This window comes from Acinetobacter sp. YH16031 (assembly GCF_013417335.1).
Taxonomy (GTDB): Bacteria; Pseudomonadota; Gammaproteobacteria; order Pseudomonadales; family Moraxellaceae; genus Acinetobacter.
Map to the genome: position 1 here is coordinate 1 of NZ_VPED01000046.1, position 13,113 is coordinate 13,113.

General features: G+C 42.1%; 12 protein-coding genes. 7 read left to right on the forward strand and 5 right to left on the reverse strand.

The window, feature by feature from the left end:
- Positions 1 to 239 precede the first annotated feature (239 nt).
- Together FTV31_RS14610 and FTV31_RS14615 are read right to left on the reverse strand one after the other, a co-directional pair.
- A complete protein-coding gene (locus FTV31_RS14610) occupies positions 240 to 1,307 on the reverse strand; it encodes a hypothetical protein (RefSeq protein ID WP_180015552.1) in 1,068 nt (355 codons plus the stop codon).
- A 130-nt stretch (positions 1,308 to 1,437) separates the two neighbouring features.
- Entirely contained in the window at positions 1,438 to 2,703 is a 1,266-nt protein-coding gene (locus tag FTV31_RS14615) for an MgtC/SapB family protein (protein WP_180015554.1), read from the reverse strand.
- 213 nt (positions 2,704 to 2,916) lie between these two features.
- Here FTV31_RS14615 and FTV31_RS14620 point away from each other — a divergent pair, with 213 nt between their 5' ends.
- From FTV31_RS14620 to FTV31_RS14635, 4 genes are all read left to right on the forward strand, one after another.
- Positions 2,917 to 4,674 carry a GspE/PulE family protein gene (locus FTV31_RS14620; protein ID WP_180015556.1) on the forward strand — a complete coding sequence of 586 codons (1,758 nt, stop codon included), beginning with the start codon at positions 2,917 to 2,919 and terminating at the stop codon, positions 4,672 to 4,674.
- A gap of 95 nt (positions 4,675 to 4,769) precedes the next feature.
- On the forward strand, positions 4,770 to 5,135 hold the full coding sequence (locus FTV31_RS14625) for a NirD/YgiW/YdeI family stress tolerance protein (protein WP_180015558.1): 366 nt from the start codon (positions 4,770 to 4,772) through the stop codon (positions 5,133 to 5,135).
- Positions 5,136 to 5,271: 136 nt separating this feature from the next.
- Positions 5,272 to 5,943, forward strand: coding sequence for a response regulator transcription factor (locus FTV31_RS14630; RefSeq protein WP_180015560.1), 672 nt, complete (start codon positions 5,272 to 5,274; stop codon positions 5,941 to 5,943).
- On the forward strand, positions 5,940 to 7,265 hold the full coding sequence (locus FTV31_RS14635) for a HAMP domain-containing sensor histidine kinase (protein WP_180015562.1): 1,326 nt from the start codon (positions 5,940 to 5,942) through the stop codon (positions 7,263 to 7,265). The genes FTV31_RS14630 and FTV31_RS14635 overlap by 4 nt, the downstream gene beginning before the upstream one ends.
- Before the next feature lie 86 nt (positions 7,266 to 7,351).
- On the opposite strand, the gene hemP is transcribed toward FTV31_RS14635, so the two are convergent.
- Positions 7,352 to 7,522 (reverse strand): hemin uptake protein HemP, encoded by a 171-nt coding sequence (gene hemP, locus FTV31_RS14640; RefSeq protein ID WP_004784247.1) that lies wholly within the window; start codon positions 7,520 to 7,522, stop codon positions 7,352 to 7,354.
- A gap of 138 nt (positions 7,523 to 7,660) precedes the next feature.
- Here hemP and FTV31_RS14645 point away from each other — a divergent pair, with 138 nt between their 5' ends.
- Positions 7,661 to 8,560, forward strand: a complete 900-nt coding sequence (locus FTV31_RS14645) for an NUDIX domain-containing protein (protein ID WP_179993307.1) — start codon at positions 7,661 to 7,663, stop codon at positions 8,558 to 8,560.
- A 41-nt stretch (positions 8,561 to 8,601) separates the two neighbouring features.
- Here the strand turns inward: FTV31_RS14645 and FTV31_RS14650 are convergent, their stop codons facing one another.
- The gene (locus tag FTV31_RS14650; RefSeq protein ID WP_125279080.1) at positions 8,602 to 9,150 is read right to left on the reverse strand and encodes a tetratricopeptide repeat protein; all 549 of its coding nucleotides are present in this window, start codon (positions 9,148 to 9,150) and stop codon (positions 8,602 to 8,604) included.
- Between the two features lie 14 nt (positions 9,151 to 9,164).
- Positions 9,165 to 11,555, reverse strand: a complete 2,391-nt coding sequence (mrcB, locus tag FTV31_RS14655) for a penicillin-binding protein 1B (RefSeq protein ID WP_180015564.1) — start codon at positions 11,553 to 11,555, stop codon at positions 9,165 to 9,167.
- A 191-nt stretch (positions 11,556 to 11,746) separates the two neighbouring features.
- Here mrcB and FTV31_RS14660 point away from each other — a divergent pair, with 191 nt between their 5' ends.
- Positions 11,747 to 12,685 (forward strand): NAD(+) kinase, encoded by a 939-nt coding sequence (locus FTV31_RS14660; protein ID WP_180015566.1) that lies wholly within the window; start codon positions 11,747 to 11,749, stop codon positions 12,683 to 12,685.
- A gap of 2 nt (positions 12,686 to 12,687) precedes the next feature.
- Positions 12,688 to 12,960 carry a YeaC family protein gene (locus FTV31_RS14665; protein WP_004784238.1) on the forward strand — a complete coding sequence of 91 codons (273 nt, stop codon included), beginning with the start codon at positions 12,688 to 12,690 and terminating at the stop codon, positions 12,958 to 12,960.
- The last annotated feature ends 153 nt before the right edge of the window (positions 12,961 to 13,113 follow it).

Below are 13,113 nucleotides of genomic sequence, written 5' to 3' on the forward strand. Positions count from 1 at the left end.
AATTACGCAAAATAATTCGGTACTATTAAACATCGGGACTAGAGTTTTAAGTTTTGTGTGGTAACTCAACTGATGGCTCTAGTCCTCTTATTTTTCAAGTCAATTTTTTATCCGCGATTCGGGTTATTTAAATTACGCTATATAAGGCCTAAAGATGTAAAGCTAAAATTTTTAAATATTAAGTAAATAATTTAAAAAGAAAAACCTATAAATTTATAGGTTTTCCTCTCTAATAACTCTTATTTGTAAAGTCCAACTTTTTCAGCGATTATTTTAGATGCAGTTGAATTAAATAAAGAGCATGAAGATTTTTGTAGGTCTATTAATTCTTTTAACAAGATCTTTTGCTCGTCTGATGCTGCGTTGTAAAGTCTGTTTAGCTCAGATATTTCTGACTCAAAATTGAATGACGTTCCTGACTTATAAAAATCTACTTCATAAATATTATTTTTATATTCAGCAAAACCGTTTTCAATGTTTCCTTCATTATGCAAATAAGCTATTGAATCTTTAAATATTTTTTTTGTATAGCCTTTTGGGTCTAAAAGAAGTTCTTGCCAATAGCCTTTTAGGTCCTGCTGGATATCAGGTTCTAGTGAATAGTTATATAGTTCAATATAATCTTCAGTATGTTCAGCTTTCTGTATTTGTATACAGGTTGAGCCCTCTGGGAAAGTAGAATTTTTTAGATCAGTATAAAATTTAAGTCCTTTATCGCCCATTGGATAGCTTTCAAGTAAATTATATTTTAATGCAAGAAAATTATTAGGGCTTAAGGCTGCTGCCACATTTTTACCGCTAATATCAAGTGTCTTAAAAGTTAATGTTTCACTCAAACCTTTAGAGTTAATAGATGAATATGGAAGTCTTTTCCAAGTGGTTGTATTGGAGGTAATTGTACCTTCTAATTTGCCATATGATGGGTGGTTAGTGCCTTTATCATATAATCCATTAGCAGTTAAATAAAAAGTTTCACTATTATTCCAGCCTGTTGTTTCGTCTACTTTTATATAGATATTCCCTTGATCAAAGGTTAGCTGTTCAATTTCATAATTTAGATCCGAGTCGGAATATTCATCAATATAGAATGATGACCATTGTTGGAAGTCAGGTTTTGTAAGGGTAGTATTTCCAGTTCCAGTTCCAGTTCCAGTTCCAGTTCCAGTTCCAGTTCCAGTTCCAGTTCCAGTTCCAGTTCCAGTTCCAGTTCCAGTATTACCGCCATTTGAATCAGAAGATGAACCCCCACCACACGCACTTAGCATTAATGCACTGAAAATAGCGAGCGATAAATTTTTTAATTTCATAATAGTCCTTATTAAAATAATTAATTTAAATATTGCTTTTCTTAATTGAAGCAAACTGATTATAGCGAGAAAATATTAGAATTAAACTTGTAAAATATATAAAAATTAATTATTTGAATATATTTAATAGTCAAAAATACATCCACCAAAAAATACCGATCAACACAGCCATATGTAAAATCTGTATCGGTGCAAAATACAACGCGAATTTAAAACCACCTGTTAAGGCTGCATTGACCGACTTAGCCAAAGCATGTGCGCCTAAACCTAAGAGTAAGGCATAGATCAAACGGGTATTGGAGGGATCTCCTTGAATGACCACACTGGCCATTGCGGCATGAATTTCAAATAAGGACGCAAATAAAGTACCAGCCAGGAGACCAGCATTACCGAGTAATATTTCCAGTCCGTAAACTCCAGCCTGAATAAGGGTTAATGCGGCAGCGATAATTACAGCTTCTTTGAGACTAAACATTTTACTGTCAGAAGATTCCGGAGACTCCTGATTTTTAGCAGGTTCAGCTTTATGTAATAATACAAATGCACATGTAGCCAGAATAACTATAGCCACCAATGAAGGTAAGAGCAGAATTTTTAGCCACTCCCAAGAAACGCCTCCTACTACAATAAACAATAGAATCAGTGTCGAAATGCAGGACATCAGGGCAGCACCAGCATTGGATTTTGCATCCATTTCACCTTTACGGACCTGTATCCCTAATTGAGCAATAGTGGCTGTACTGGAAACAAAACCCGAGGCAATTGAAGACAATATCAAGGCATTTTTAGTTGAAAAGAAACGTTTAGCGATATGTGCCAAAGCTTGAACTACCAGTATTAGAGTTACTAATTTTAAAATCAGATAAGGGTTCAGCACTTCACCCCATAAAGGCCGGTCAGGGGTTAGCGGTAAACCAATCAGAATCAAGGCTAATAATAGTAATCCATCCCTAAATTCAGCCTCAGTAATCCACTGTCCGGCAATATTATGCATAGAGTGTTTGGCCATTAAAATTATCGTGATCAGAACTGCTAGTCCTGCAGCCAGAGGAATATTCCACAGACAAATCGCCCCTATAAAATAGGTCATGATAAAGGCCAATTCAGTGGTAATCCCAGGGTCTTCTATCTGATTTCGGATAGAAAAAATGACAATGCCGCCAATAATGAGTGCACCGGCCAGACCCATTGCCATTCCAAATAGAAAGCACAATGCGCCTAATAAAGCACAGATCGCAAAAGAGCGTAGCCCGGCAAAACTGGCCTGTTCCTCACGCTGTTTGTGCCGTTCACGTTCCAATCCGATTAGTAAACCACATCCTAAGGCAGCAGTCAGGATAGTAAGCAATTCATGAAAGGAACTACTTTCACTTAAGGGAACTACGCTTAAATCCATACCCGGCCTCAGCGATTGAATAAGATATCTTGATTGAAATATAGGCGAAAAATTGATACATCAACAAGCAGAAAAAGGTTATGACCTAAAACCCATGGGATGTGTTTGATATTCTTGAGAGACACAACCGCTTTCTAGTTTGAGAAGTCGCGATGGAATGCGAAAAACAGGAAAAACTTGTTATAGTGGAAGCAGTTTTGGGGACCATCAATCATGAAATTTGATTTTGAAATTGATACAGGCTGGTGTTTGGATCAGCTTTTAAAAGACGGAAAAATAACTGAACGTGACCGGATGCGAGTTCAGACCACACATCGTCAGCGTGAACAAATAAAATGGCATCCCTTGCAATGGATCGCACACTTTAGTCTGGTTGATCACTCCCATCCTCAAAGTACTTTGACACTCAACCGCTTATGCCAGTGGCTGGCAGAAAAAACCGGTTTAATGTTCTATATTATCGATCCGCTCAAAGCTGATGTGCAGGCCTTGACCAATGTTATGTCACAGGAATATGCACTGCGTAACCGTATTCTGGCAGTAGAAATTCAACCAGATAAAGTTCTGATCGCCACAGATCAGCCTTATAAAACTGAATGGGTCTCAAACCTCGAACAGAATATTGCACCAAAAAAAATTGAACGGGTATTGCTCAATCCGGAACAGCTCCAGCGTTATATTGTTGAATATTATCAGGTCAGTCGTGCAGTCAGTGGCTCGCAAAAATCATCTGCTTATGACCGGGAAAATAAAGGTGTAGAAGCCTTGCTGCAACTGGGTGATTCACAGAATCCTGATGCCAATGACCAGCATATTGTGAAACTGGTGGATTGGGTGCTGCAGTTTGCCTTTGAGCAGGGTGCTAGTGATATCCATATGGAACCGCGCAAAGACACCGGCAAAATCCGTTTCCGGATTGATGGGGTATTACACACCATCTATAACATGCCAGCCAATACCCTGACTGCGGTCATTTCCCGAATCAAAATCTTGGGTCGGATGAATGTGGCAGAAAAACGTAAACCACAGGATGGCCGTTTAAAAACCCGGACTCCGAAAGGGCAGGAAACTGAACTGCGTTTATCGACCTTACCTACCGCATTTGGTGAAAAGCTGGTAATGCGTATCTTTGACCCAGAAGTTCTGGTCAGAAGTTTTCAACAGCTCGGTTTCGAAGGACATCTGCTCAATGACTGGAATAATCTGACCAGCCATAGTCACGGTATTATTTTGGTCACTGGACCGACCGGTTCAGGTAAAACCACTACATTGTATTCCACCTTAAAGCAGCTTGCGACTGAGCAGGTGAACGTCTGCACGATTGAAGATCCGATCGAGATGCTGGAACCAAGCTTTAACCAGATGCAGGTCAATAATGGAATTGAACTGGGCTTTGCAGATGGTGTGCGTGCACTGATGCGTCAGGATCCAGATATTATTATGGTAGGTGAGATCCGTGACCAAGATACGGCCAATATGGCGATTCAGGCAGCATTAACCGGTCACCTAGTACTTTCTACCTTGCATACCAATGATGCGCCGTCGAGCCTGACCCGTCTACATGATCTGGGCGTACAACCATTTTTAACAGCAGCGACTATCTTGGGAGTTTTGGCCCAACGTCTGGTACGTAAGCTATGTCCACACTGCAAGCAGGAGAGTTTCCTGGATGAGCAGGAATGGCAACATCTGGCAGTGGACTATCCTTTACCACGCCCAGAATTTGTCTTTAAAGCGGTTGGTTGTGAAGAGTGTCGCCATACCGGTTATAAAGGCCGAATCGGGATTTATGAATTTATGCCGCTCAGCCTGACCACCAAGCAATTGATCGGAGCGGATGCTAACCTGAATCAGTTACGTCAGCAGGCAAAAAAAGAAGGGGTAGAACCTTTACGGATTGCCGGCGCTCGCAAGATTCTGGAAGGGGTCACCACACTTGAAGAAGTCTTAAGAGTTGTGCCATTAAATTAATTCTGAAGATGAAGCAATCTTAAGATTCAATTCATCTTCGGCTGTTTTAATAGCATTATCGAAACAGGGCAAGACTTTAAAAAGAGGTAACTGCAATGAAAATGATGATGAATACTGTTTTAGCGGCTGTATTAATGGGTTCAATTGGGACTGTCGCAGTTGCGAGTAGTGAAACTGCGGTGAATCAGGCTGCATTTGCTAAAACTACTACAGTAAAGCAAGCACTGACCATGAAAGATGACAGCAAGGTTCAGCTAAAAGGGTATGTGGTAAAAGCTGTCGGTGATGAAAAATACCAGTTCCGTGACAATACCGGCACCATTACTGTCGAAATTGATGATGAACTTTGGCAGGGTAAACCTGTATCAGCTAAAACACCTGTGGTAATCATTGGTGAAGTGGACATTGACTATAAACCTGCGAAACGTGTTGAAATTGATGTCGACCAAGTTCAGTTCTAATTTCAGCAGGATTTCCTGAACTGAATCTGAAGACAGCAACAAAAAACCACATGCAAGTTACCAAAAAGCATGTGGTTTTTTTGAGTCTAAAACTTTTTCAAGGCAAGATAGAAAGATAAAATAAGCGGAGCATAGCATGCGTATTCTTTTGGCAGAGGATGATGAATCTCAGGCGGAAAGTATTCAAACCTGGCTGGAAATGGACGGGTATGTAATTGATCGGGTGGATCGTGGGGATCATGCCATTCTGGCAATTGAACAGCATCAGTATGACTGTATTTTGCTGGACCGTGGCCTGCCGAATGCAACCGGAGACGACATTCTTAAAAGCTTGCGCAATAAACAGAAAGATACACCTGTTATATTTATCACTGCTAAGGACAGTATCCATGACCGGGTCGCAGGACTTGATCTAGGTGCCAATGATTATCTGGTAAAACCCTTTAGTTTGGAAGAACTTTCCGCTCGCGTGCGTGCCCAGCTCAGACAAAAACAGCAAATGCCAAATCATATCCTGCAATGGCTGGATCTTAGTCTGGATACTCAGGCCAAGACCGTAATGAAGGCGGGACAGAGCATTAATCTGACTGCAAAAGAATTCCAGATTTTATATAAGCTGATGCAAAAACCAGAACATATCATTACCCGAGAACAGCTGGAAGAATCACTCTATGCCTGGGGAGATGAAATCGAAAGCAATGCGATTGAAGTCTTTATTTATCAGCTACGTAAAAAAATTGGCAGTCAGATGATTAAAACCATTCGTGGCTTGGGCTACCGGATGCATAAACCCGAGGCCTCCATATGAAGGCACCCATTTCCCTGCAAAGCCGGCTGATTCAACATGCCATGTTCAGTTCCATACTGGCAGGATTTCTGTCGTGGCTGCTGTTATTGGGAATTTCCAGCTATCAGGCGATTGATTTGCATGATGACCTGATGGAGGAAATTTCAGAGTTACTTTTAGGAGATGTGAACCAGGCCAAAAATACGCAGGTTGATGAAATCAGTGAGCAGTTTGATATTCAATATGCCTTACTACTGAATCAGCAGGTACTGACCACTTCAATTGATGATGAACTGATTAATGAGATACCACTTGCACAGAAAAATGGATTTCACTTTGATTATGAAAATGGTCATTTTATTCGCATCCTGATTGCTGAAGATCAAGACTTGAAAGTGAAAGTGGTACAACCGCTTTCGGTACGCTTTGATGAGCTTTGGCAAACGACTTTAGGTTTCGCCGGGATTTTATTTATCCTATGGATATTACAGTGGCTGATTTTACGTTTTGCCATTAAGCGGCAATTAAGACCTTTAAATAAAATTTCCCGAGAAATCGGTTCTAAATCTGCACAGGATCTCACTCCGGTTCAAAGTCCTGATCCTGAAATTACTGAATTGCAACCGATTATCCGTCAGCTGAATGCCATGTTGAGCAGGCTGGAAAAGTCATTGGCTGCCGAGCAACGTTTTACTGCCGATGCTTCACATGAGTTGCGTTCCCCATTGTCTGCCATTCAAATGCGTTTACAGGTGCTGAAACGTAAATATCAGGAAGATGCTCAACTTAGGCAAGCGTTACAGATGATTCAGAATGACGTCAACCGCGGAACGCAGATTCTGGAAAACTTACTGCTATTGGCTCGGCTTGATCCAGAACATGCAGAGCAGTTGCCCAAACAGCAGGTGAATCTTAAAGTATTGGTTCAGGAGGTCTTACAAGCTTTACAACCTTTTGCTCAGGAAAAAGAGATCCACTGGAACTTAAAACTTGAAGATGCAGTGATTGAAGCAAATGCAGAGCTGATTTTTAGCTGTATCCGCAATCTGGTTGATAATGCCATTCGTTATACGCCGATGCAGGGACAGGTCGAAATCAGGACGATAGTTGAAGGTCAGAATCTACAACTTATGATTGAAAATTCGGGAGAGGGAATTCAGGAAGAAGTTGTTCAACGTTTAGGTGAGCGTTTTTACCGCGCCTTGGGCACGCGAACACAAGGTTCAGGTTTGGGATTGTCGATTTGTCAAAAGATTATGCAGTTACATACGGCCAAGATTGATTATGCGCCGTCAGTTTTGGGTGGGCTTAAAGTTTCATTAATTTTTCAATCTGAAGAATAAAGATATTAGATATAGCAATTAAAAAAAGCAGTATGCGCTGATTCATACTGCCTGTTCCCACGTTTATTATTTTTGGAGTATTTAAATTACTTAGTCAGGATGAGACGATTGTTACGAGTCAAACGTAGACGGTATTCTTCACCCGCATGCATGATCCGGATTTCTCGTCCTAGCGCAAATAAATTGTTCGAATGCAACATCGGTAGCGCATGCTGAGTATCATTATTGCGGGTAAATAGGCTAAATGGTGCGTTCATTCCGTCGACTCCGTGGTGTGTTTTGGATTGATTTAAATGATAATCATTATCGAATAGATCTGTCAACGAATAATTGCTGCATTTATAAAAAACTCTAATTTGCTTACAATCTGTAAAACTTCAATAGTTCAGAACATTATGTCTAAAACCACAATTCATGTCGCAATCGCTATTTTATTTCATCAAACTCAGGTTCTGGTCGGTTGGCGTGAAGCTAAACAGCATCAGGGCAATAAATATGAGTTTCCAGGCGGAAAAGTAGAACAGGGCGAATTGCCTATAGAGGCATGTCGACGTGAAGTGATTGAAGAAGTCGGAATTGACATCGAGCAATGGCAGGCTTTTGATTTTATTTCGCATGAATATGAAGATGTCATTGTCAATCTGCATATTTTCCATGCTTCGGTTCAGCCAGAACAATTAGCTGGAATCAAGCAGCCTTGGCGCTGGTATAGCCGGGATGAACTCAGTGAACTAAATTTTCCTAAAGCCAATCAGGCCATGATTCAAAAGCTGCAATGGCCGAGAAAGATCAAAATTTCTGAAGACTTGAGTCACCTGAATAATCTGGAAACAGACCAGATGCTGTATTGGCGAGTAATGGCCAGCCCTGAACACATTAGCCAGTTACAGCAGATTCCAGTCGATCAGTTATCCAGATTGATCATTAATCAGGAACTTTGGTCACAATTGAATGAATTGCAGCAGCAAACCATTCGTACGCTTCACCTGAAACAGTCTCAATTGATGCAACTGCAAAAAGGGGAGTTAGCTGGTGGCTATCGTTATCTTGCAGCCTGTCACGATCTGGAAGCATTAAAACATGCAGAAAACATAGGCTGTGAAGCAGCTTTACTCAGCCCGGTACTGGCAACAGAAACACATCCTGATACCGCAGCTTTAGGCTGGGAAAAATTTAAACAGATGGCTGAACAGGTACAGATTCCTGTATTTGCCTTAGGCGGTATAAAAGCTGAAGATCTAGACCATGCTCAAAACCAGCATGCTTATGGGATTGCAGGGATCCGTTATGTTTAAGTCAGAAACTTATTATAAATAACCGGGCTCACGCCAGGACCTTAAAATTTCTTTAAGGCCTGCTGAGCTTGCTGAATGGCTTTGGTGTTTTTTTGCAGTTGAGCTGCTTTCAGGCGCACCTGCCAGAGCTGCTTTTTCATTGCATTGGTCTGCGCATAGCTCAAACCACGTAAGGCGAAAGCATCTGCACGGGCCGGCTGGTTTTTACGGTTTGCGATCAAGCCAAGATACAGATAAGTTTCTGAAGCTTGGGGCGCCAAACGCTGAGCTTGTACTGCAGAAGTTTCAGCTTGATTATATTGCTGCTTGCTATAGGCCTGCTGAGTTTGCTGCATCAATTTTTTAAATGCAGGTAAGTTACGTCCATCATCAAACTTTTGTGCCTGAGGCTTTTGCTCAGGGATCACAATCTTCTGACGTTTAATCTCCGGTCGATCATAGGGCGTAATCACTACACCATCAGGTGTAGAGGATTTTGGTTTCTGCTGAACCGGAGGTTTAGTAGGAGCCGCAGGCTGTTCTGGCTCCGACATGCTTTGGCAGCCCACCAGACCGAGGATGAGCAGACCAGGAATCAATTTTCTTAACATAAACATAGACTCAATTATTGGCTATAACTTCCACTCGCGATAATATGGGTTTGTTTAGCAACTTCGCGTTCTATTTCTGTTTCACTTTCTTGTATATAACGACTGAGATCATCATCTTCCTCATCTTCTGGTGAAGGTTCTGAATCAATCGTATAAGGTTCAGTGGCGTAATGCGAGATGCCACAAGCAGTTGCCTGATTAGGCAAGGCATGACGTGAAATCGGAATATACATGGCACCATCACAGCCTTGGGCAGTCAGTTTACCTGTATAACGGTCCAGCCAGTGCCATTCAATTTCATTAGGCTGAGCCAGATTCACCGGCTTCTGACGCAGCTGTTTCATGACATTGGTCCAGACCGGAAGTGCACCTGAAGAACCGGTTAATCCAGTGACTTTGTTGTCATCCAGACCTAACCAGACCACTGTCATATAGTTGCCAGAATAACCTGCAAACCATGAATCACGGGTATCGTTTGTCGTACCCGATTTACCCGCCAGATTCAGGTTGCGTGGCAAACTGTTATAGGCAGAACGACCAGTACCACTCGACATGACCTGTTGTAAACCATAATTCAGAGCATAGGCTGATGCTGGATCAATCGTCGGCTGAACACTTAAGCTGTAACGCTCAAGCGAGTGGCCATTGGCATCGACTACAGAACGAATCGATTTCACCGGATATTTAAAGCCACCTGTTGCGAAGTTACCGTAAATATTCATCACTTCCAACGGTGACATATCTACTGCACCTAAATAAATAGATGGATAATTTGGTATGTCAGAAGTCACACCGAATTTTTGCAGATGGTTAATAAAGGTCGACAGGCCAAATTCCTGTGCCAAACGCACTGCAGACAGGTTATAGGATTGTGACAGGGCAAGAGACATCGGTACTACACCATGTGCGCTACCGCTATAGTTTTTCGGTGTCCAGGGTTTGCCATCACTTTGAATGGTGATCTGATTGTCTTCAATAGGACTTGCCCAGTGGTAACGATTTGATTCTAGCGCTGTCAGATAAATCACCGGTTTGAGTAATGAACCCACCTGACGCTTGGCATCTAAAGCCCGGTTAAAACCGGTAAAGTCCTGGGTAGAACCTACCGCTGCAACCAGTTCGCCATTTTCAGGGTGTGCGACCAGAACTGCACCTTGCAAATCTTTCAGACGACCTGGATTGCCTTTACTTAAACGGGCCACGCTTTCCTTAAAGCTGTCCTGAATTCGGGTTTGCGCCAATGGATCTAAGGTGGTGAAAATACGCAGACCCTGGTTGGTTAAATCAGTTTCCTGATATTCGGTACGCAACTGACGGCGAACGATGTCCAGAAAATCCGGGAAGCGAGCAGGGCCTAAAGTTGGTTTGGAAATGACGTTCAGCGAACGGGCGGTTTCTGTTTCATACTGATCTTGAGTCAGGTTACCCATTACCAGCATATTATTCAGAACCACATCACGACGTTTTTTCGCAAGTTCAGGATTACGCCATGGGTTGTACAGGCTTGGACCTTGGACCAGACCGACTAAAAAGGCCTGTTGGGAAATATTCAGTTCACGTAACGGGAGGCCAAAATAAAATTGTGAAGCCAGGCCATAACCATTTACGGAATAATTACCGTTCTGACCCAGATTCACTTCATTTAAATAGGCTTCCAGAATCTCATCTTTGCCATAATGCAATTCAATCAGCATTGCCATAAAGGCTTCATTCACCTTACGTTTTAAGGTGCGTTCTGGTGTTAAGTAGAAATTCTTGACCAGCTGCTGGGTGAGGGTTGAACCACCTTGACGTTTACCACCAGTAATATTACTTACCACTGCACGTGCAATCCCGCGTGGAGATACACCATGGTGATTGTAGAAATTACGGTCTTCAGTGGCAATTAATGCGTCAATTAACGGTTTAGGCACTTTATTGAGCTTAATCAGCACACGGTCTTCATTATGCTGTGGATAAATACCACCAATCAATAAAGGTTCCAGACGGGCAATCCCGCTAGAAGAGGGTTTGGTCGCACTTACTTCAGCAATCTGATCGCCATCAAAGCTGACTTTCAATACCTGTTCAGGTTCAACGCGATCGCCAAAATCAAAGCCACGGGTATGCACATACATGGTATTGCCAGTGCTGACAAAGCTGCCCGATTTGGTATAGCTGTCCGAACCTTTATAACCCAGTAATTTTAATTCTTGTTGGAAATCCTGCTGGCTGACCGGGGCATTTACATACACTTCCATCGGGCGTGCGAAAACCTTGGCCGGAATATCCCAGCGTTGACCTTCAAATTTTTCACGCACAATATTATCTAATTTAATCAAATAGATACTAAATGCTACAAATGCAGAAATGACTAGAATGGAGAAGATTAAGGCAATGAACCCCATACCTCGTTCAGATTTCATAAATGACGATAAGACCCTGTGAAATTGTGCTAATCATGCGAAGCTTTTCATTATTTTGCAATATTTAATCAATTATTGAGATTAAAATTAAAATTAAACTTCACATTTTCTCCTTAATTTCAATCTATTTCAATTCAATCCTGCACAGCTTTGTCATGTTATAAATTGTCATCCTATTCAAGCTTAATGTTATGATAAGCAGGATTCGAAGCGGAGCGACGACACTGGTGCAAATTTCCCACAAGACATTTCGAAATATCGGGTTGATTGGACGCCCGGATAAATCTTCAGTGGTTGAAACCTTATGCCTGATCCACGATCATCTGCTCAATTTAGGTCTACATCCTGTTTTTGATGCAGATACAGCTGAACTGGTTCCTTATCAGAATACCCAAACAGTTAGCCGCGCCTTGTTGGGCGAAGTGGTTGATCTGGTGATTGTGATAGGTGGGGATGGTTCACTGTTACATGCAGCGCGGGCATTGGTAAAATACAATACACCAGTGATCGGGGTGAACCGTGGTCGTTTGGGCTTCCTGACCGATATCAAGCCAACTGAAGTCATCTTCAAGCTGGATCAGGTATTAAAAGGTGATTTTCAGGCAGAACGCCGTTTCCTGCTGGAAATGGAAGTTCGCTCCAAAGGTGAAATCATCTATGATGCGATTGCACTGAATGATGTGGTCTTGCACTCGGGCAAATCGGTACACATGATTGATTTCGAGCTGAATATTGATGGACAATATGTCTATCGTCAGCATAGTGATGGTCTGATTGTATCTACACCGACCGGATCGACAGCCTATGCACTGTCCGGTGGTGGACCGATTGTGCATCCAAGTATGGATGCAATTGTGCTGGTGCCGATGCATCCGCATACCTTGTCTTCACGTCCGATTGTAGTCGGAGGGCATAGTGAAATTAAACTGATGATTCGTGAAAATCGCGTACTGCCGATGGTGAGTGCGGATGGACAACACAGTGTGTCTTTGAATGTTGGCGATAGCGTCCATATTCGTAAGCATCCCTTTAAACTGAATCTTCTGCATCCGCCAGGTTATGACTTCTATAATGCATGTCGAACCAAACTGGGCTGGAATCAGGACTTCGATTATCTTAAGCAGGATTAAATATGAATATTGAACAAATGCTTGCCGTACTCAATCCTGAGATTGTAGAACGCTTAAGAACAGCCATTGAAATTGGCAAGTGGCCAAATGGTGTAGCGCTGACTCAGGAGCAGCGTCAGACCTGTATGCAGGCTGTCTATGCCTGGGAAATGAAAAACCTGCCAGAAACCGAACGCAGCGGTTATATCGACCGCGGCACTAAAGAAGAAGGTGAACAATGTGATGATGATCATCACAAAAATGAGCCGGAATTCAAGCCAATCCGTTTCGTTTAATCGAAACCGAAAAAAAGACCACAGATGTCACTGCTGTCCCATAGTTTGCTTTAAATAAAAAAACCTGAGTCCTAACAGTTAAAATATGAGTGCAAACAAACACTTTAACGACCAGGATTCAGGTTTTGTCACATCAGAATACCGTATTTCATG